Raw genomic sequence first — 21,204 nt, 5'->3', positions numbered from 1 at the left:
GCCGGCCGCATCACGCGGCCGGCCCGGCGGCGGAAAGCGCGCGCACCGGCGTACGGCAGCCCACCCCACGCCTGACGGGTGCCCCCCGCCCCGCGGCGGCTCACGGTCCGCCCGTAGGGGCGCACCCCGCCCCTACGGCGCGGAGACCACCGGTACCCCCATGACCTCCCGTGCGTGACGGTTCGGGACCATCCCCAGGTGCCAGGCCTGCCAGCCGTCCTCCAGGCGCACGCCCCGCTGGAGCATCACCGTGAGCGCCTCCGCGCAGTCCTCCAGCTTTCCGTCGCGTGAGGCGTGCGACTTCTCCATCAGACGGGCCAGTTCCTCCTGAGCCACCACCGTGCCGACCTCGATGCCGCCCGGTGAGGCGTACGGCAGCAGGGTGCAGCGCAGGAAGCGGGCCCAGTCGGCACCGCGGTCGTCCTGGTACGAGACGAACAGATCGACCGCCTCGTCGCACAGCCCCAGCGCCTGCGCGGCGCGGTTGTTCCCCGCGTCGATCAGCGCCAGCTCCAGACAGGTCCAGGCCTCGCCGTGGGCCACGCCGATCCGGCGGAAGTCGGCACGCGCGTCCACCAGGAGCTGGCGGGCGAAACCGGAGTTGCGCAGGTTGCCGGTCTGGGCCGCGCGCTGGTCGCGGGTGACCCGGCCCGAGTGGTGGCGCGCGCAGGCCAGGCCGTAGACGTCGCGCATCCGAGAGAACATCGTCCGGGCCCGCTCCAGCTCCCGTACCGCCTGGTCGCGGTCGCCGCTCTCCTCCAGCGCCTGGCCCAGGTAGTACAGCGTCCACGCCTCACCACGCGCGTCCTCCTGGTCGCGGTGGCGCGACAGTGCCTGCCGCAGCTCGTCCACCGCCGGCGCGGGATCGCCGTCGACCAGCCGCGCCCGCGCCAGCTGGGTCAGCGCCCACGCCTCGCCCCGCTCGTCGTGCGTGCGCCCGTACAGGTCGAGCGCCTCGCGCAGCTCGGACTCCGCCCGCGGCACGTCGCCCATCCGCAGACAGACCTGGCCCAGTTGGAAGTGCGTCCAGGCCTCGCCGTGCAGCGACTCGCCCTCACGGTGCAGGGCCAGCGCGGTGGCCAGCAGCGTGAGTGCCTGGGCCAGATCGGCCCGGTCGCGCTCCACGGCCGCCAGCGCGTGCAGCGACCACGCCCGGTCCTCGGCCTGCTCGTCGGAGGCCTGGAGCTCGATCGCCTCGTGCAGCTTCGCCGCCGCCTCGGTGAGATTGCCCTGGTGGTGCAGCGTGATGCCGAGCGAGCAGAGCGCGAGCGCCGTACCCGAGTCGTTGTGCGCCTCGCGGTACAGCCCCACCACCGACGACAGCGTGGTGCGCGCCTTGTCCAGCTCGCCCAGCTGACGGGCCGCGATACCGGTACGCCACCGTACGGAACGCTCCAGCAGACCCTGGTCCACCGCCTGCGACAGCTCGCTGATCTCACCCAGCCGGTACAGATCGCCGCGCAGCAGGCAGTAGTCGCACAGCGCGCCCAGCAGATTGAGCACGGTCTGCTGGTTCACACCCTCCGCGTACCGCAGCGCCGAGGTGATGAAGCTCGACTCGTCGTCCAGCCAGCGCAGCGCCGCGTCCAGCGAGGTGAAGCCGTGCGCGCCGAACTGGCCCGCGCGCGTGGACATCTTGCCGTCCACCATGCGGATCACGGCCCCGGCCAGATCCGCGTAGTTCTGAATCAGCCGCTCCTGGGCGGCCGACCGTTCCGCGGCCTCCTCCTCGTCGAGCAGCCGGGCCCGGCCGAAGGAGCGGACGACGTCGTGCAGCCGGTAGCGGCCGGCCCGGACATGATCGATGAAACCCGCCTGCGCGAGGTCCGACAGCAGCCGCTGCGCCTCCTGCTCGTCGGTCGCCAGCAGAGCCGCCGCGGCCGCCGCACCCAGCGACGCCCGCCCGGCGAGCGCCAGCCGCCGCAGCAGCCGCCGTGTCTGCTCCGGCAGATCGGTGTAACGCAGCCACAGGGCGCGCTCGACGGGGTCCACGGGACCGTAGGCCCGCAGATCGGCTGCCAGCTGCTGGGCGGTACGCGCACCGAGCGAGGAGCCCGCCACCCGCAGCGCCAGCGGCAGGCCCCCGCACAACTCCCGTACCGCGTCGGCCGACTGGACGTCGTAGGGGCCGGTCGGCTGTTCCGAGGCCGACGCCCGCAGCAGCTCCTCGGCGCCCGCCTCGTCCAGCGCGTCCACCGGCAGGTGGTGCACCCACGCCGGGATGTCCTCCGGCAGCTCCAGCGGTGTCCGCGCCGTCACCAGCACGAGACTGTCGGAACGCTCCGGCACCAGCGTCCGCACCTGCGCCGCGTCGCGGGCGTCGTCCAGCACCACCGTCACCGGCAGACCCGTCAGATGCTGGTGGTACAGCTCGCTCAGGCGCCGCACCTGCTGGTCCGCGGAGGACCGTTCACGGAACAGCAACTGCTCGCGTGGAGCGCCCAGCCGGTTCAGCAGATGCAGCAGCGCGTCCCGGGTGGACAGCGGGTGGGTGCTCTCCCCGCGCAGGTCGACCACGCACGCGCCCCGGAACTGGTCCTTGAGCTGCTGCGACGCCCGCACCGCGAGCGTGGTGCGCCCCGAACCCGCGGCACCGTGCAGCACCACGACCGTCGGCCGGGTCTCCGTCGAGGCACGGGCCGCGTGCACCCACTGGGCGATCTGCGTCATCTGCTGCTGCCGGCCCGCGAACGGACCTTCCGGTTCCGGCAGATGACCGAAGGACTGCTCCAGCACCGAACGCCGTCGGGCGGCCGCACTGCGGTCGGCACCGCGCAGCTGCGGGGCGGTCGTGGTCTTCTTGGCGGGACGCGTGGTGGAGGTGAGCATCCGCTGCTGGTCCAGGAACGGCCGGATGCCCCGGACCTCCAGCGCGGTCAGCCACTGGAGCCGCAGCTGTTCGGCGCCGCCCGGCTGCCCGAGCGCTCCCGCTCTGCGGTGCGCGGCCGGCCAGTGCGACGCGGTCACCTTGGCGACGGTGGTCGCCGCACCGGCCACGGCCACCACCACTCCGGCACCCAGCGCGGTACCGGTGGCGGTTCCGAGCGCGACGTCCGCCCCGACGGCAGCGGCGGCGGCAACAGCCGTCACCAGCGCGGGAGTCGAGACGGTGCGCCGGCTGAACCGTGCGGAGAGCGGCTGCTGCACGGCCTCCGCCTCGGCGAGCGCCCGCTCGTACGCCGCGTACTCCTCGCCGGCACTCGACGCCATCGCGTCGAGTCCCGCCCGCCCGCGCGCCAGCAGCACCTGCGCGTCCGTACGTCCGCCCGCCCGGCGCACCTCTTCCTCGACGGCGCGCACCAACAGCCGCTCGGCTTCCGCCCGATGGCTGTCCCGCATAGTGGGTCCCCCTCCGCTCCGGTTCCGTTCCGGCTCAAGTGTCGTGCGTACGGGGCGTCAGCGCGAGGGAGTCCGTCGATCATTCGCCGCTCACAGGACGGGAGTTCGCCGAACCGTCGCGCCCCTGTGCCGGTCCGCCGCCGCATGCGGCGCCTCGGCGACGGGGCAGTGGGCCGGATGCCCGACGCGTTCGTACGCCGCGTCGTCGCGACTCGTCTCCCTCGGAACATTCGCACGGAGTACGGGGGTGTATACGTACGAGCGGCCGGCCGGGAACCCGGTGCCCCGTGGTCCTGCCGGCGCCGTCCCCACTGCGCGTGTCCCGCAATGTGGGGAACAGGCCACCGAATTTTTCGGAATGTGACGTGCAGTCAGCACATTTTTGTCGGTATCGCCACGCGCGCATGAGCCGCGACCGATGTGACGAGGCGTGTCCGGGGCGACCGCCCCGGCAGTGACACGATCACGGCGGCCTGGCTCGAAGCGCAGATGACGGCACCTGTCGAGTGGACGTCCGAGCGCTGCCTCCCTGTCCGCCCGTGTGCGGAGGGCGGTCCTCCACTGCGGTGGCGCGATGAATCGGAGCCGCTTTCCCGGAGGGCCTTTCGGCATGTTCTCGACTGTCTGTGGTCATGGGCGTGTCCCGCGAAGACGATGGGCCGGGATTTCGTCATCGAAATGCGCGGCGGAATTCGCCGGCGACCTTTTCCGTGTGGAATCTTCGGACCCCGGATCTGTTTCGAGACGGTCATCCGCCGGTGCGCCCGAGAATGTATTGGGTACGCCGTGCGCGACCATTCTCAGAGCTTTCCCTTCCGCTGTGTTCCGTGTGATCGCATACGGAACGGCCCGTCGGTGAAGCGCGGCACTCTCATGGCGGCGAGACGGGCCGGCCTCATGAGTTCACCCGGACCGCTGCCGCCACAGGGGTACCAACCTGCCCACCCTCGGGGCCCGAGGGCCGTGTCCGCGTCGCCGCGGAACTCGACGACCGCCCCCGAAAGATCGTTTATCTCCCCGCCGTGGAGATCTTCGGCAAGCCGGTCGCGACGCGGAATGATCGCATTGGGCAATGATCGATTATGTGGTGATCGACAGAATCCGGCATTCCGGTGTGGTGTGCGGAATCGCCCTGTCAATTGAGCGCTCAACAACTTGCCCCGGAGTGCGGGAAGCGGTTTTCTGCCATCCCCTTGACTCCGGCCAAAGTGCTCTGTAATTGTGCTCTGCATTCCAGGGATGGGCACACGGGGGGCACATGTCGAGCAATGCACGGTTACGTGTCGATGCGGAATCCAGCGCTCAGTCGATACCCGCCTCCATTCCCCTTCCCACTCACTGGTACCACTTCCTGCCCGATCTTCCGGCAGCGTTACCGCCCGTCAAGGACGAGCTCACACCGTCGGCGGCCGAGGTCGCACAGCGGGTGAGGCCGGCGGCCCTGCTGGCCCAGGACCGACCCGCCGACCAGTGGGTCCCGATACCCGATCCGGTCGCCGACCGGTTACGGCACATCGGCCGCCCCACGCCGCTCCATCGGGCCAGGGCGCTGGAGTCCGCGCTCGGCACCGGTGCCCGCATCTACCTCAAGCGGGAGGACGTCCTTCCGACGGGCAGCTTCAAACTCAACTCGGCGGTGGCGCAGGCGTACTACGCGGCCGAAGAGGGTCGCACGACCCTGATCAGCGAGACGGGCGCGGGGCAGTGGGGGATGAGCGTCGCGCTCGCGGCCTCCCTGCTCGGCCTCGAATCCGAAGTCTTCATGGTCCGGTGCTCGTTGGCCCAGAAGCCCTACCGGCGCCACTACATGGAGCTTCTGGGGACCACGGTGCACGCCTCCCCGTCCCCGGACACGAAGTTCGGTCAGCAGCTGCTCGCCCGGAATCCCGAACACCCGGGGAGCCTGGGGACGGCCATCAGCGACGCCATCCAGTTCGCACTCGACTTCGGCCCCGGGGCCGCCTACCTGTCGGGGAGCGGGGTGCCGCATGTGTATCTGCACCAGACCCTCCTCGGGCTCGAGGTCCAGGCGCAGCTGGCCGCGCTGGAGGAGCCGATCGGAGTCCCCGGCCGCGGCGACCATCTCATCGCGTGTTCCGGTGGCGGCAGCAATCTGTGCGGTCTCGTCGGACCCTTCCTGAAGCAGGCCCGCGGGCAGGGCCGTGATCTGCGGCTGCTGGCCGCGGAATCCACGGCGGCGCCGCGACTGACCGCCGGCCGCTACCAGTACGGCCGGTCCGATCTCGCCGGACTCACCCCCGAGGTCCTCGGCTACTCCATGGGCCCCGACTTCGTTCCGCCGCCGGTGCACACCGCCGGGCTGCGCAACCACCACAGTTCCAGCACGGTCAGCCTGCTGCGTCACGAGGGACTGCTCGACGCGGTGGCGATCGAGGAGAAGCGCGCGCTGGAGGCGGGACGCCTGGTCCTTCGGACCGAGGGATTCCTGCTGGCGCCCGAGTCCACGCACGCGGTCGCGGCGGCGATCGAGGTGGCGACACGTGCCAAGGAGACCGACAGGGACCCGGTGCTGGTGGTGCTCGCCAGCGGTTCGGGACTGCTCGATCTCCAGAGCTACGGCGAGGTGCTGCTGGGGGGCGTGCGATGAGCGCGGAAGCCCGGCCGCGAGGAGCGATGCTCGAGGGCTTCCGGCCGGTGCCTGGCGTGCACTGCGAGACGACCATGCTCAACAACATGCTGCGGTACGCGGGCTTCGACGTGTCGGAGGCCCTGATCTTCGGCCTGGGCCGAGGGATCGACGCCCAGTTCTTCCCGCCACCTCCGCACACGGGGATTCCCCCGATGCTCACGGGGCGCGTCGAGCCGGGACGCATCGCCGCGGACGCCTGCGCGGCCATGGGCCTGACCCTGGTGACCACGCAGGACGCGGACGACGCCGGGGCTCACGCGCGAGCCGTGGCGGCGCTGTCGGCGGGCAGCGTCGTGGGCGTCACGGTCGACATCTTCCACCTGGACTACTTCGCCTCACAGGCACACTTCTCGGCCCACTGCATCGCGCTGCACGGGCTCGACGACTCCACGGCGTACGTGGCCGACACCTCACAACAGGGCGGCGCCCAGCAGCTGCCGCTGGAGTCCTTCACCCGGGCACGGGCCTCCGACGAAGGCTTCATGCCCTCCCCCCGCCTTCACTGGCACCTCGACGGACGTCCCGATCCGCTGCCGGGCGGAGCGGCAGCTCTCGCCCTCGAGGTGTGGCCGGCCATCCACGGCGCGGCCGGTCACTGTCTGGATCGCCGACGGGGTGACGACCGGGGCATTCTCGCCCTGCGCCGGGCGGCCGAGGAGTTACCCGGCTGGCAGCAGCTGTCCCGTAGCGAGGTCGTGATCCCCGAGATCGCCAGGTTCTGGCGATTCGCAGGGACCGGTGGCACCAACTTCCGTGGTCTGTACGGCGAGTTCCTAACCGAGGCCCATGCCATGACCGGCGACGCGGAGCTGCTGCCGAGCCTCGCGCGGTTCGAAGCGATCGTCTCGGCGTGGACGAGGCTCATCGATCATCTGACCGGCTACCCCGAGGCGTCGAGGCCCTCCGCGCACCTCAAGGACGCCTCCGCGCAGCTCCACTCCATCGCCGATGCCGAGGAAGCCGCCTTCGGCGAACTCGCGGAGCTGGCCCGGGACCGGGTCGGGGCGGAGCGAGTGACATGAGCGGTGAAACCACCACGGTGAAGTCCGTGTGCCGCATGTGCCACGGAGGGTGCGGCGCGCTCGTGGAGCTCACCGACGGAGTGCCGACCGGCATCTCCGGCGACCCGGAGAGCCCGACCAGCCGCGGCTACTTCTGCATCAAGGGCAAGGCATCCCTGGACCTCGTCAGCAGCCCGGACCGCCTTCGGACCCCCCTGGCCAGAACCGGACCGCGCGGGAGCGGCTCGTTCAAGCCGATCAGCTGGGACGAGGCACTCGACGAGGTGGCCCGCAACCTCCGCCGCAGCATGGAGCGGTTCGGCTCCGAGTCGGTGGTCTTCGGCCAGGGCACCGACCGCAACTACCAGGAGTGGGTCTTCCGGCTCGCGAACGCCATCGGCACTCCCAACGTGGTGGGGCCGGCCCATGTGTGCTTCTACCCGCGCGTCATGGCGTCGATCCTCACCTACGGGGGCTTCACGTTCTGCGACTACGACGGGGACCCCGAGGTGGTCCTGCTCTGGGGCAGCAACAAGGTCAACACGCACTCCGACGGTGTCATCGGAGTCGACCTTCTCGGCGCCCTCGAACGGGGCAGCCGGCTGATCGTCGTCGATCCCCGCCGCACCCGCACCGCCGAGCGGGCCGACCTCCATCTGCAACTGAAGCCGGGCACCGACGCCGCGCTCGCGCTCGGCCTCATCCAGCTGCTGATCGCCCACGACTGGTACGACGAACAGTTCGTCGCGCGTCACACCTCCGGTTTCGACGAACTGAAGCGTCACGTCCGCGCGTACGACCTCGCGACGGTGGCCGGTATCACCGGTCTCGAACCGCGCCTCATCGAGACGGCGGCCAGGATGTACGCCCGGGCGTCCCGCGCGTGCGTCGAGGCCGGCACGGGTGTCTCGCAGTCCGACAACGCCTTCGACACCCACCGGGCGATCGCCATCCTCTCCGCCCTGTCCGGCAACCTCGACGCGCCCGGCGGAGACGTCATCTGGGACCCCATGCCCATCGAAGGCCGTCGGGGCTTCCCCAGGACCGACCTGCTGTCCGAGGAGCAGGCGGCCAAGCGAATCGGCGGCACCGCCCACAAGGTGCTCTCCATGTCCGGCTGGGTGGCTCCGGCGGACCTTCAGGAAGCGATCCTGAGCGGGAGCCCGTACCGCGTCAGCTCCATGGTGATCTTCGGGTCCAACCCGCTGGTCTCGCACGAGAACGCGACGGCCACCGAGGCCGCGCTCACCGAGCTGGACTTCCTCGCCGTCGCGGACATGTTCCTGACGCCGACCGCGCGGCTGGCCGACATCGTCCTCCCGGCCTCCTCCTGGCTGGAGCGTGACCAGATCGTGGAGTTCAACTCCTACATCGCGGCACGGCAGCGGGTGGTCACCGTGGAGGGTGCCAGGTCCGACGAGGAGATGATCCTCGAGCTGGCACGGCGACTCGGCCTCGGGCACCACTTCTACCCCAGCCTCGAGGACGCCCTGGACGCCAAGTTGAGCGGCATCGACCTGACGTGGCAGCAGTTCAAGAAGATCGGCCACCTGCCCAACACCCGGCGGTACCGCAAGTACGCGACAGCCGGATTCCGCACCCGCTCCGGGCGGGTGGATCTGGCCCATCGGGGCCTCGCGGCCATGGGCTACGACGCCGTCCCGGTCTTCCGGCCGCCGTCGTCCACCACGGACGAGCTGCCGTACGTCATGACCAGCGCCCACAACCTCCAGTTCTTCAACACCGAGTTCCGGCAGTTGCCCACCACCTCCCGCCGCTACCGGGAACCGCACGTGACGATCCACCCCCGTGCCGCCGTGGACCTGGCGGTGGCCGACGGGGACCGGGTGGAGATCTACCGGGACCCGAAAGGGCCGGGTGTGGTGATGACGGTCAAGGTGTCCGACACCGTCGCACCGGACGTGATCGTCGCCGATGCCGGCTGGTGGTACCCGGGCGAGGAGGACATCCGCGCGGCCACCCGATCGTCGATCAACCGGATCACGGACAGCGGGCGCCGCGACCCGTACATGGGCAGCTCGACGCTGCGCGGTGTACCCGTCGGGCTCCGGCCGGTCGTGACGGCGGAGGCGGAGACAAAGGCAAGAACCGAGGCGAAGCAAAGAACAGACGCGAAGCAAAGAACAGAGGCAGACGCGGAGGCCGACGTGGGAGGTGGAGCGCATGGCGCCCATTCGACGCACTGAACGGGTCCACGAGACCGAAGTCGGTCTGCAGGGCGACGAGTTGGCGCTCAAGTACGACGACATGCAGCGCCACATCCGGGACCGCGGATGGCTGCAGGAGAAGGTCGACAGCGTCCTGGAGGCCGGCATCGACTCCGGACGCGTCCTGGAAGCCGGCTGCGGCCCCGGCCTGCTCGGTCTCGAGTGGCTCACCCAGGCCGCGGGCGACTCCACCCTGGTCGGCGTCGACATCTCCCCGGCCATGCTCGACAGGGCGCGCGGCAACGCCCGGGCCTACGCGGTGTCGCACCGCACCGACTACACCATCGGCAACGTCCTGGAACTGCCGTTCCCGGACGCGTCCTTCGACCACGCCTTCAGCGCGGCGTCACTGCACGAGTGGGCCGATCCGGTCACAGCACTGCGCGAGATCCACCGCCTGGTGCGCCCCGGTGGCGCGTTCTGTGTCTCCGATCTGCGCCGGGACATCGACCGGACCACCTTCCAGTTCATGAAGGCGAACATCGCCGTCGACATGCGTCCCGGCTTCCGTACGTCAGTCCAGTCCGCGTACACGGTCTCCGAGGCCGCCGATCTGCTGAAGCAAGCCGGAATCCACGCCGACAGCGTGACGGCGGTGCAGATGGGGTTGGTGATCGCGGGACGGAAGGAGAAGGAATCATGACCGCAGCCACAGGCAGCCATCCGTCCGCCCACCGAGGTGAAGCAGGCACGTTCCCCTCCGACACCGAGTTCCCGGTCGTGTGGCGGGAGCTGCTCGACGAGTCCGCGGCCTGGAACACGGTTGACTGCGCGTCGTACCTGCGGTCCTGGTGCGGGCAGGCGCCGAAGGACGTGACCGAACGGTTCGCGGGCGTCAACCACATCGGGGTCTATCTCGGCGACTACGCCTCCGACGAGGAGGTGTTCCGCTGGCACGCGTATCTGGAGGGCCTCAAGGGCGCAGGCGAGCTCTCCGCCGTCGAGATGGGCCCGTCCTACATCTCGCCCCGGCAGTACGGAACACCCGGCTGGTGGCTCTCGCTGTCCCTGCCCGACGGCCGCGTGATCGAGACCTTCACCTGTCGGCACTTCGGCCCCTGGCTCGGCAAGCCCGTCTCCGAACGCCGGCGCCTGATGTCGCATGTCGCCCTGGAGGTGGCCGCCGCCGACGATGTCCGAGCGGTCCTCGACGGTCTGGAACGCGACGTCGAGCACCTCGAGACGATCGCCTACACCGAAGCCGACGACGTCGGCCACACCTACGGGCACCTGCGCAACAACACCACCCGGACCGTGCTGGAAGTCGTCTACGACGCCGCGAAGAAGGAGAGCGGCGCGGCCCCGGGGGAGGCACGATGAACTGGAAGTCCGGCGAGCACTGCGAATCGTCCACCCTGGCCAACATGCTGCTCAACCGCGGCATCGACCTCAGCGAACCGCTGATCTTCGGCCTCGGACGCGGTATTTCCTTCCTGTACTGGCACTCCAAGCAGATGCCGGCCCCGTTCCTCGGAGGCCGCGTCAAGCCGGACCACCTCATCCGGAACGCCACCGCCGCCCTCGGTGTCGAGCTGTTCGAGAGCGAGACGGCCTCTCAGGCCAAGGCCGAACGTGAGCTCATCGCCGCCCTGGACGCAGGGGAGGTCGTCGGGCTCAAGCTGGACCGCTTCCATCTCGACTACGCCCACGACAGTTTCCACTTCGCGGCCCACTACCTGGCGTGCGTCGGCTACACGCCCGAGACCTACACCGTCGTCGAGACCGCCGGGCTGGGCGTCCAGAGCACCAGCAGGGCCGGCCTCGCCCAGGCACGGGCGGCGAAGGGACCGATGAGCTCGCGCAGCCTGTCGTTCCGTCTCGGCACCTCCGACTTCGACCCGCGCGCCCTGGCCGGCGCATGCCGTGAAGCCATCGCGGCGACCGCGGACGACTTCCTCAACCCGCCCATCACCAACATGGGGCACAAGGGGTTCCAGAAGGCCGCCAAGGCGATGCGCGGCTGGTGCGACGCGCTCGACGAACCGGCGGCCGCGTTCGGCTTCCTGGCCCACAGCATCGAGGACGGCGGCACCGGCGGTGGCTTCTTCCGCACCCTGTGGGCCGACTTCCTCGACGAGGCGGCCGAACTGACCGGCGAACCGGCCTACGCGTCCGTGGCCGACACCTACCGGGAACTCTCGACCCGGTGGACCCGCATCGCACACCTGCTGCGTGACGAGTCCGAACCGGCCGCGATGCGGAAGGCAGCCGAGGAAGTGGCCGTCATCCTGGAGGACTTGGGCCGGGCCGAACATGACGCCATGTCGAAGCTGGCGGTCATGCCGTGACGATCTCACCGACAGCCCGGAGGACGACGCGGACGGAAGAGCGGCTGCGCAGCGTCATCGCGTCGCGCCGCCGTGTGGCACGCAAGGTCGCGCACGTGGCGTCCCTGGACCGCGAGGAGCTCGGCCGGTGGGCATCGGCCGCGCTCGCCGAGACCGTGGCTCACGCCGCCGAGCACTCCGCCTTCTACGCCGGCCGCGTCCCCAGGTCCCTGGCGGACGCGGTGGCCGAGGACCCCGCGGCGTTCCAGTCGGTGCCCTTCACCACGCGGCAGGAACTCGCCGACGCCTACCCCCTCGGCATGCTGGCGGTTCCGCGGCGTGAAGTGACCCGGTTCGACGAGAGCTCCGGCACGGGCAACGGCCAGTCCATCGCCGCCTTCTTCTCCGCAGACGACTGGGTCGAGAACAACCTCGTCGTGGCCCACCTCCTCTCCGCGGTTCTCGACAGCAGCGACGTGGTCGCGATCGCCGTCCCCTACGAACTCGCCGGCGTCGGTCAGGACCTGGACCGTGCCCTGGAACTCCTCGGGTGCACGATCGTTCCGCTCGGCGCCGCGTCCCCCTCGTGCCCGCCGGAGCGCATGGTGCACGCCCTGCGACGCTCCGGGGCCACGGCACTGATCTGCTCGGGCACCCGCGCCCTCCTGCTGGGCGAGGTGGCCCGGCGCTGTGGGATCGACCCCGCCCGGGACCTCGCCGTCGACAAGCTCCTGATGGCCGGCGAAGGCGCCTCGCCGGCCAAGAAGTCGCGTCTGGCCGAACAATGGGGCGCCTCCACCTACTCGATGTTCGGCATGACCGAGACCAACACGCTCGCCATGTTCTGCGCCCGGCAGGACCTCCACCTCGTCGAGACGCGCACGTACTTCGAGATCGTCGACCCTCGCTCCGGGCAACGTCTCCCCGACGGTGAGACCGGCGAACTCGCCGTGACGACTCTCGCCAGCCGGGCGATGCCCCTGCTGCGCTACCGCACCGGCGACACCTGCCAGATCGAGGCGGCGCCGTGCCCCTGCGGCTCACCGCTGCGCCGTCTGCGACACCGGGGCCGGCTCGGGGACCGGATCGCGGTCGGTCATGGCTGGGCCTCGCAGCTGGAGATCGAGGACGTCGTTCTGGGGGCCATGAGCCGGCCGCCGTACTTCTTCGCGTTCGACGTCGACGGGTCCGTGCTGGATGTCGCGCTGCCGCCCGGCAGCGCGTCCGACGAGCGAACCCGGAACGCGATCGCGGTGGAGGCCGCCCGGCGGTTCGGAGCCACCACCAGAGTCGGCGTTCTGGACGTTCCGGCCTTCGAGCACGCGCTCCGCACCTCCGCCAAGCCGACCATGCGGAACTTCCTGCGCGCCACGGAGGAGCGAGGGTCATGACAGACGTAGCGCCTCCCGGCCGCCTTCCCCTGGACGGCCGGTTCCACGTCGACGACACGTGCATCGACTGTCACCTCTGCCGCGACCTGGCACCCGAGAACTTCGAGAGCGACGACGAGAACGAGATCCACTACGTCTGCAAGCAGCCCGAAGACGAGGCCGAACTCGAATGCGTCCTCGACGCCTACGAGTCGTGTCCCAGCAACTCGATCCGCTATCTGCGAATCTCCACCGAGGAGTGAGCGCGATGACTACACGGGAGTCGCAAGCGTGTCCGGTGCCCAGGGCCGGGGTGAGAGCCGATCCACCGGACGCCTGCCCCGAATCCGGCCCGCCCAGGAATGAGCTGGGGCCCATCGCGCCCAGCTACGACCACCTTCACCGCATCGATCTCCTCGCAGCGGCGAGGGAGTCCTGCCCCACCGAACCCGGCTCGTACGAGTCCACCCTGCGCGCGGTGTTCCAGGCGGCCGAGGTGTGCCTGCTCAACCTGGCCCGCCTGACCGACCGGAGCCGCAAGGCGGTCCAGGCCCGCGACTTCGCCACCGCCTCCCGCCTCATCCAGTGGAGCATGGGTTTCCACCGGCTTCTGCGTGGCCTCGGCAGGGTGGGCCAGGAGGTGCAGAGCCTCTGCGGGACGACTCCCCGTCCCGGGCTGCGTACGGTGGACATCGCCGAGACCGCCGGATGCCAGGCGTACATCGACGAACTGCGGGCCTTCGACGACGAGGTCCGCTGCTCGCTCCTGGTCAGCGACCCGCTCACGGTGCGGGCCACCATAGCGACCCGCAGCATCGACGACGACCTGTACCGGCTCCTGCACGGAGTCCGGATCTGCAGCCACGACGCCACCAAGTGGGAGAGCGACCTGTCCGGCGTGCCGCTGGCGCTCGAAGGGGATCTGAACGCGCTGTTGTCCACGGGACTGCTCGCCGACGCCGTCACCTGGACCGAACTCGACCCAAGCACCATGCACGGCGAATTCGTCGCGCTGCACCAGGTCCCGGAGATCCTGACCGCGGAGTCGAACGACCACCTGGAGCTGGCGGTACGCGATGTGCGGTCGCGCTCGCTCAGCCGCGCCGCCTCGCATCTGGCGGTCTGCAACGCGGTCCTGGGTCCCATGGTCGAGGCGCAGCGGGTCATGGCCGAGCTGCTGGCCACCGGCGAGTACCACGGCTTCCGGAAGAACCTGGGTCCGGCCAGCGGCACCCATTCACTGGCGATCAAGCAACACATGTTCAAGGACCTCTTCAAGCATTTCTGGAACGACGTCTCGAAGTGGCTGAGCCCGGTCGGCGAGGGTTCCCTCGAAGGCACGATCCGGGCCATCGACGCCGACCGGCACCGGGATTCCGACGCCTGGCTGTGTCATCAGGTTCTGCATCAGGCGTTCCGTCTGCACCACACGTACCAGGAATGGCGTCACGAGCATCTGCACATGCCACGGAACTGCCTGGGAAGCGGCGGGACCAAATCGATGATCGGCGTCTCCGACGGGCCCCAGGCGGTCTACAAGATGCGTGACGCCGCCAACGCCCAGCCCTCGCTGAACGCGCTGCACAAGGCGCGCGGCATGAAGTTGACCAGCGTCGTCGACTGTTCCCCGCTCACCGCACTCCTCACCGACCCCACGTCGGTGGACGCGGAGCTGATGCGGGTCGTCGGCGAGGCCACCCGGGACTACTTCCCCGAGGTCCAGGAGCAGGGCTACCAGCAGTTCCACCTGGGCGCAGCCGAGCGGATGCCGTAGGGAGGCGGGGAATGACGACACATGAGGGCGAGACCGTCGCGAGGACCGCGACCCTCGCGAGCGACCTTCCTTCCCGGCCACGTCTGGGGGCGCACGACGGTGCCACGTTCGTCGAAAGCCTGGCCGACGGACGCGAGGTGTGGGTGGAGGGCAAACGGGTCGATGTGACCGCGCACCCCGACTTCCAGCCGATGCTGCGCACCCTCGCCGGCCTGTACGACCGTCAGCGCTCACCCGAACTGGCCCACGAGATGACCTTCAAGTCCGACCTCAGCGGAAACCCGGTCAGCCTCTCCTACCTCGCCGCGGCCTCGCCCGAGGATCTGGACCGCAAGTGGCTGAACTCGCGGCACTGGGTCGAGGGCTCCCACGGTCAGATATCGCGGATCCCTGACTTCATGGCCAATGTGGTCGTCGGACTCTTCGACTTCCGTCATGCACTGGGGGAGGTCGATTCCACGTTCGCGGCCAACGCGGAGAACTACTACCTGCACTGCCGCGAGAACGACCTCGCGTTGACCCACGGACTCGGCGATCCCCAGGTCGACCGATCCCTCACGCCCATGCAGCGCCCCGAACTGGGCCTGAAGGTGGTGCACCGGGACAACGCCGGCATCGTCGTCCGCGGGGCCAAGCAGATCGCCACCCTCGCGCCGTACGCGCACGACGCCCTCATCTACCTCTCGCCCGCCAACTACCTGCGGGAGGACCCGGCGTACGTCTGCTGGTTCGGCGCCCGTCTGGACACCCCCGGCCTCAAGATCCTCTGCCGTCGTTCCTACAACGGGCCGGCCAACACGCTGGGCTCCAGGTTCGACGAGCAGGACGCCATGCTCGTCTTCGACGATGCCTTCATCCCCAACGAGCGCGTCTTCCTGCTCGATGACGCGGGCACCGCCGTCAAGGGATTCCGCGCTCTGAACCAATGGTCCCTGTACACCGGGCAGATCCGCTTCCACCATCGACTCCGCGTCATGCTCGGTGTCGCGTCCCTGCTCGCCAAGTCCATCGGGGTGGACAAGTTCCGCGAGGTCGGCGCCATGCTCGGCGAACTCGCCTCCTACGTCTCGGTGGTCGACCTCGCGCTCAAGGCGATCACCCGGGACGCCACCGCGACACCGAGCGGCCTGCTCGCTCCGGGATCGACCGCCGCCCTGGACTGCATCGCGGGCCGGTTCTCGGAACGCGCCTCGGCGATCGTCCGGCAGATCGGTGCTTCGGGGCTGATCATGCAACCCGCCGAGGGCGACCTGGAAGCGCGGGAACTGCGCAGAGCGCTCGACTTGTACATGGGCGGCCGTGAGACGTCGGTCGAGGACAAGTCCCGGCTCTTCCGCCTCGCCGGCGATCTGGTCATCGACCGGTTCGGCATGCGGCAGGAACTCTACGAGGCATGGAACCGCGGCGACCCCGTCCGGGTCCGCTCGGCGCTCTACACCACCTTCGCGGACCTTCCGGCCTGCGAAGCCGCGGCACGCACCCTGGCCGACCTTTTGGAGCACCCGTGAACCACGACAGCATCGTTCTCGAGGGCGTCACGACCCACAACCTCAAGTCCGTCGATGTGGCCCTGCCCAAGGGAAAGTTCATCGTCGCGGTCGGTGTCTCCGGGTCCGGCAAGTCCTCCCTCATCATCGACACGCTGTTCGAGCACTCCAAGTCGCTCTATCTCGGCGCATTGTCGAGCAGGTCCCTCGACCTGGGCGACGGTGACTACCAGTTCGACCGCATCGCCGGGACCCAGCCGCCCGTCGCGCTGCGCCAGCGTGACGGCGGCTACAGCAACCCCCGTTCGACCGTGGGCACGCTGACCGGCATCGACGGGCTCTACCGGCTGCTGTTCGGCGCCGCCTCCCACCCGGTGTGTCCCGCCTGCTTCGGCGACACCGGGCCCGACCTGCTCTGCCCCGACTGCGGTATCTACACGGAACCGCACTCCGCCCAGCACTTCAGCCCGAACCGCCGCGAGGGCAAGTGCCTGCACTGCGACGGCGTCGGCGAGATGGTCGGGTTCTCCCTCGCCCGGATCATCCCCGACAGCTCGAAGACGCTGAAGGAGATCTGGGACGGCGCGGACCCGGGCACCTTCGCCGTGCCCAACTGCCGCAAGGTGTTCGAGGCCATGGCCGACGACACGGGCATCCCGCTCGACCGCCCGTTCGGCAAGCTCACCGAGGAGCAGCGCGAGCGGGTCCTCCACGGCTCCGAAACCGTCTACTCCATCAAGCTGAACAAGGTCACCAACGACTTCCGGTTCGAGGGAATCCTCGGCTTCCTGGAGCGGGCCCACAAGAAAGCCAGCAGCGCCGCGAGGCGCAACGCCTTCGCGAACTACCTGGCCGCCGAGGTCTGCCCGTCCTGTGAGGGCGGACGGCTGCGGACCGAGTCGCTGAAGGCATCCGTCGCCGGGCTCACCTTCCCCCAGTTCCAGCGGGACGAACTCTCCACCTCGACCGAGCGGCTCCGGGAGGCGCTCGCCGGGGGGAAGCTGCCGGGGCAGGTCCGCGGACTGGCCGAGGAGATCGTCAAGAAGTCCACCAACATCGATCAGGTGGGCCTGGGGCACCTCCAGCTCCGGCGTCCCATCGTCACCCTGTCGAGCGGCGAACTGCAGAGGCTGCTGCTCGCCCAGCATCTGGCGAGCGACCTGACCGGTGTCATGTATGTGCTGGACGAACCCACGGCCGGCCTGCACGACGCGGACACCGAGAACGTCCTCGCCTCGCTGCGGCGACTGCGGGACCTGGGCAACACCGTCATCGCCATCGAGCACGACGAGACCGTGATCACCGCGGCCGACTGGGTGGTCGAGCTCGGTCCGGGGGCGGGCTCCCGGGGTGGAGAAGTCGTCTTCGAGGGCCCCGTGGCGGAGCTTCTCGAGAAGCCCGACTCCCCGACGGCCGAGGCGCTGCGCTCCCGGCCCGCCGGAAGGGAGGGCGCCGACCTGGACGCAGCCGCGTGGCTCGACGTCCGCTCCCTCACCCGCAACAACGTCGAGGACCAGGCGGTGCGGCTGCCTCTGCGGGCGCTCACCTGCGTCACGGGCGTCTCCGGAGCCGGCAAGAGCTCACTGGTCGCGAGCCTCCACGACCGGCTCAGGGCCGCACTCAAGGATGCGGGTACCGGCGGCGACATCGAGGGAGTCGGCCACCTCGACGACGTGATCTACGTCGAGAAGCGCCCCATCGGCCGGTCCAGCCGCAGCACGCTGGCGACCTACATCGGGATCGGTGACCACATCCGTGACGCCTTCGCCGGCAGCGCGGACGCGGTCGAACGCGGGCTCGGCCGCGCCGAGTTCAGTGCCAATGTGGCCGGCGGACGCTGTACGGCGTGCAAGGGCCTCGGGCTGGCGGAAGTCGACATGTCCCTCTTCCGCAGCGAACACGTCGTGTGCTCCGAGTGCGACGGCCGGCGCTTCCAGGACCATGTGCTCGACGTACAGCTCGACGGCCGCAACATCCACGACGTGCTGTCGATGACGGTCGAGGACGCCCTGGCCTGGTTCGACGGCCTCGGCAACGCCAAGGTCGTGAAGGTACTGACCGTCCTCGACGAGTTCGGCCTCGGCTATCTGCTGCTCGGCTCCTCCACCACCACGCTCTCCGGCGGAGAGGCCCAGCGTCTCAACCTGGCCGCCGAGCTGATCAAGCAGCGGCGCAGCGGCACGTTGTTCATCTTCGACGAGCCCACGCGAGGGCTGCACCCGGCCGACACCCGCCACCTCCTGGCCCTCTTCGAACGCCTCGTCGCCTCCGGCAACACCATCGTCGCCATCGAGCACACCCTCAGAGTCGTCGCCGTCGCCGACTGGGTCATCGACATCGGTCCGGGCGCCGGACGTGCCGGCGGCAAGGTCATCCACTGCGGGACCCCGGACGAGCTGCTCAAGTCGGAGGAGTCGACCACCGCGACGCATCTGCGCAGGGCGCTGGAGGGCCGATCCGCGGCCGAGATCCCGCCCACCCGGCCGACGACGTCCCGTCGGCCGATGAGCCCCCTGGCGGGGGCGAACGACCTGCTGCCGACGTCGCTGGCCATCGTGACCGGTTGCGCCGGAGCCGCGGGCAACGGCGCCGCGGCACCGCGGGGTCTCACCATCGCCTCCCTCACGGCGGTCTCCGAAGACCCCGGCCTCATCGGGTTCCTGGTGAAGGCGGAAAGCTCCAGCTGGGCGAGCATCGCCCCCGGGCTGCACTTCTGCGTCAACATCCTGAGCGACCGGCAGGCGGACATCGCAAGGGTCTTCGCGCGGACCAGGCCCGACCTCCGCTTCGACGGGCTGGAGTGGGCCGCGACCGCGAACGGATGCCCCCGCATCGACGGCGCCTTCGGCTTCATCGACTGCCAGATGGCGGCCAGTTACCGGATGGAGGACCACCTGCTGATCCTCGGCAGGGTCCACAGTGCCGAGATCGACCACACTCTCCAGCCGTTGCGACGCAACGGGCAGGGACGCGACGGCGACTACGGCTGGACCCTGGCCGGCGAAGCGGCCGAGGCGGGTGCCGACACATGAACCCTGTCGCCGATCGGCTCGAAGCGCACTTCACCCAATGGCTGCGCACGCTGGAGTCCGACGCGCGCCTCGGATCTCCCGGTGACACCGGCGATCCGGACGGGCCCCACGGACTCCCTCGCTCGTCCGCGCCGGTGCGGTACGGCGAATGGGAAGAGGCGGACGGCCACACGCGCGAGGTGCGGATGACCCGGCCGGAGTGGATGCTGAACCAGCTCGACGCCGTTCTCGCCCTCGGCGACGTCATCACTCCCGACGACGTGACGGTCGTCGCCGCGCCGTACGAACTGTCCCTCGAAGGCGCCTCCATCGAGCGGGCCGTCGAGTGGCTGGGGGCCTCCCTCATCAGCGTCGGCACCAGCAACACGATCTGCCCGGTCCCGCGCCTTCTGGATCTGATCCACCGGTACCGGGTGACGACGCTGGCGTGCCCGCCCCAACTGGCCGCCGAGCTGGCGGCGCTCGACGAGGCGGCCGGGCGGGACCCCGGGGCGTCCGGCGTCCACACCCTCATCGCGACCCGGCCGGCCGCCCCCGAGCGCCTGCGCCGTATCGCCGCCGCCTGGGGCGCGTCAGCGTTCGAGATCTTCAGCACCCCGTCCAGGCCCGCCACCGCCACGCCCTGCGGGGCCGGCCGGCTCCACCTGCCGGAGGACCGCTTCGACGTGTCCCTCCGGTCACCTGCTCCGGGCCGCATCGACTCCGACGGCACCCGCGGGGAACTCCTGCTCACCGCCCGCGACCCCGAGTCGTCCACGCCACCGGCGCTGCCGACCGGCGAGCTCGTCGAGCTCCGCCCCTCGCGCACGCCCTGCGCGTGCGGCTCCGGGAGTCGCATCGTCATTCCGCTCGGACGGGTGGCCGACGCCGTCCCCACACCGCGGGGCCCGGTGTCACAAGTGGACGTCGAGCACTGCCTGTTCACCTCCCCGGAACCCCAGGGGCGGGTCACGAGCACGGTCGAGGACGGCCGCCTGTCGGTCGCCTTCGCCGTGCGGAGCGGTACCGACCGGGACCACGCGGCACTTCAGGAGCTCGTCCTGAGCCGGCTCGGTCCCGCGGTCGAACTGGTGCCGTTCGTCGAAGAGATCGCCGAAGCCGACACCCGCGCGAGGAGCAGCAGATGAAGGTAGCGGTAGTCCAGACGCGTTGGGCCGACGACCCGGCCGACGGCCTGCGCAACGCCCACCGGGCCATCGAGGAAGCCACCGAGTCCGGGGACGTCGACGTGCTCTGCTTCCCGGAGTTCTTCCTCGGCCCGCCCTGGTACATGCCGGGCCAGGACCATCTGCGGGGCCGCACCGACACCCGTATACCCGGGCCGGTCATCGAGACCTTCCAGAAGCTGGCGCAGAGCACCGGCACCAACATGGTGCTGGGGGCGATCGTCGAGGAGCTCGACGACGGCAAGTACAGCAACACCTCGCTGTTCCTCGACAGGGACGGCGAGATCGCCGGGCGGGCCTCGAAGGCCCACATGTTCGGCAACGAGATCGTGGTGTGCCGCGCGGCCGACTCGCTGGGCATCATCGAGACCGATGTCGGCCGGGTCGGGCTCGCCGTCTGCTCCGATTTCTGGGTTCCCGAAGCCATCCGGGTCATGGCGCTGGCCGGGGTGCACACGGTCTTCGTACCGGGTGGAACCCTGCGCCAGAACCAGGCGCTCATGGTCAACGCGCTGCGCACCACGGCCTATCTCAACGGCGTCAACGTGGTGTACGCCAGCTCGGTCGGGCTGGTCGAGGGCACCAGGGGCGACCGTGTGGTCCAGATCCACTTCGCGGGCACCAGCCTCGTGGTGTCGCCGGAGGGGGTGATGGCGCAGGCCGGCAGCGCTCGACCGCAGATTCTGCACGCCGACCTGGCCCCGCCGCCCGCGCACAACGACGGCAGGAACTGGCTCGACATGCGGCGGCCCGAGGCCTACGCGCCGCTGCTGGGGGAGTACACGGGCATGAGCCGTGACCTCGCGGAGGAGCTGCGCAGCAACCTGGCCGAGGACGCCGGACAACGGCAGCCGTCCGAAGCTCCCGCGACGTCGCGGACGGGGGCCTGA

14 protein-coding genes are annotated in these 21,204 nt (G+C 70.1%); 13 read left to right on the top strand and 1 reads right to left on the bottom strand.

Annotated features, from left to right (window positions below; genetic code table 11):
• Positions 1–132: 132 nt before the first annotated feature.
• Positions 133–3,339: a tetratricopeptide repeat protein gene (locus tag ACFWU3_RS29940; protein WP_384443941.1), complete on the bottom strand. Its 3,207-nt coding sequence runs from the start codon at positions 3,337–3,339 to the stop codon at positions 133–135.
• A gap of 1,258 nt (positions 3,340–4,597) precedes the next feature.
• Between ACFWU3_RS29940 and ACFWU3_RS29935 the strand changes: the two genes are divergently transcribed.
• From ACFWU3_RS29935 to ACFWU3_RS29875, 13 genes are read left to right on the top strand one after another with little or no spacing between them, the layout of a single operon-like run.
• Complete coding sequence (locus ACFWU3_RS29935) at positions 4,598–5,947, top strand: TrpB-like pyridoxal phosphate-dependent enzyme (protein ID WP_384443939.1); 1,350 nt, start codon at positions 4,598–4,600, stop codon at positions 5,945–5,947.
• Positions 5,944–7,011 (top strand): BtrH N-terminal domain-containing protein, encoded by a 1,068-nt coding sequence (locus ACFWU3_RS29930; RefSeq protein WP_384443937.1) that lies wholly within the window; start codon positions 5,944–5,946, stop codon positions 7,009–7,011. The genes ACFWU3_RS29935 and ACFWU3_RS29930 overlap by 4 nt, the downstream gene beginning before the upstream one ends.
• Entirely contained in the window at positions 7,008–9,197 is a 2,190-nt protein-coding gene (locus tag ACFWU3_RS29925; RefSeq protein WP_384443935.1) for a molybdopterin-dependent oxidoreductase, read from the top strand. Before ACFWU3_RS29930 ends, ACFWU3_RS29925 begins: the two co-directional genes overlap by 4 nt.
• Positions 9,175–9,861 carry a class I SAM-dependent methyltransferase gene (locus tag ACFWU3_RS29920; RefSeq protein WP_384443933.1) on the top strand — a complete coding sequence of 229 codons (687 nt, stop codon included), beginning with the start codon at positions 9,175–9,177 and terminating at the stop codon, positions 9,859–9,861. Before ACFWU3_RS29925 ends, ACFWU3_RS29920 begins: the two co-directional genes overlap by 23 nt.
• Entirely contained in the window at positions 9,858–10,538 is a 681-nt protein-coding gene (locus ACFWU3_RS29915; RefSeq protein WP_384443931.1) for a hypothetical protein, read from the top strand. Before ACFWU3_RS29920 ends, ACFWU3_RS29915 begins: the two co-directional genes overlap by 4 nt.
• Complete coding sequence (locus ACFWU3_RS29910; protein ID WP_384443929.1) at positions 10,535–11,506, top strand: BtrH N-terminal domain-containing protein; 972 nt, start codon at positions 10,535–10,537, stop codon at positions 11,504–11,506. The genes ACFWU3_RS29915 and ACFWU3_RS29910 overlap by 4 nt, the downstream gene beginning before the upstream one ends.
• Positions 11,503–12,876 carry a phenylacetate--CoA ligase family protein gene (locus tag ACFWU3_RS29905; protein ID WP_384443927.1) on the top strand — a complete coding sequence of 458 codons (1,374 nt, stop codon included), beginning with the start codon at positions 11,503–11,505 and terminating at the stop codon, positions 12,874–12,876. The genes ACFWU3_RS29910 and ACFWU3_RS29905 overlap by 4 nt, the downstream gene beginning before the upstream one ends.
• The gene (locus ACFWU3_RS29900; protein ID WP_384443925.1) at positions 12,873–13,118 is read left to right on the top strand and encodes a ferredoxin; all 246 of its coding nucleotides are present in this window, start codon (positions 12,873–12,875) and stop codon (positions 13,116–13,118) included. The genes ACFWU3_RS29905 and ACFWU3_RS29900 overlap by 4 nt, the downstream gene beginning before the upstream one ends.
• A gap of 5 nt (positions 13,119–13,123) precedes the next feature.
• Positions 13,124–14,629, top strand: a complete 1,506-nt coding sequence (locus ACFWU3_RS29895; RefSeq protein WP_384443923.1) for a hypothetical protein — start codon at positions 13,124–13,126, stop codon at positions 14,627–14,629.
• Positions 14,630–14,640: 11 nt separating this feature from the next.
• Positions 14,641–16,137, top strand: a complete 1,497-nt coding sequence (locus ACFWU3_RS29890; RefSeq protein ID WP_384443921.1) for a 4-hydroxyphenylacetate 3-hydroxylase N-terminal domain-containing protein — start codon at positions 14,641–14,643, stop codon at positions 16,135–16,137.
• The gene (locus ACFWU3_RS29885; RefSeq protein ID WP_384443919.1) at positions 16,134–19,148 is read left to right on the top strand and encodes a flavin reductase; all 3,015 of its coding nucleotides are present in this window, start codon (positions 16,134–16,136) and stop codon (positions 19,146–19,148) included. Before ACFWU3_RS29890 ends, ACFWU3_RS29885 begins: the two co-directional genes overlap by 4 nt.
• Positions 19,145–20,275: a hypothetical protein gene (locus ACFWU3_RS29880; protein WP_384443917.1), complete on the top strand. Its 1,131-nt coding sequence runs from the start codon at positions 19,145–19,147 to the stop codon at positions 20,273–20,275. Before ACFWU3_RS29885 ends, ACFWU3_RS29880 begins: the two co-directional genes overlap by 4 nt.
• Entirely contained in the window at positions 20,272–21,204 is a 933-nt protein-coding gene (locus ACFWU3_RS29875) for a carbon-nitrogen hydrolase family protein (RefSeq protein WP_384443915.1), read from the top strand. The genes ACFWU3_RS29880 and ACFWU3_RS29875 overlap by 4 nt, the downstream gene beginning before the upstream one ends.

Origin of the sequence: Streptomyces sp. NPDC058685 (genome assembly GCF_042714725.1) — a bacterium.
In the GTDB taxonomy this organism is placed as follows: Bacteria; Actinomycetota; Actinomycetes; order Streptomycetales; family Streptomycetaceae; genus Streptomyces.
Note: the sequence above shows the minus strand (reverse complement) of the source record. Positions and strands in the feature narration are given on the sequence as shown.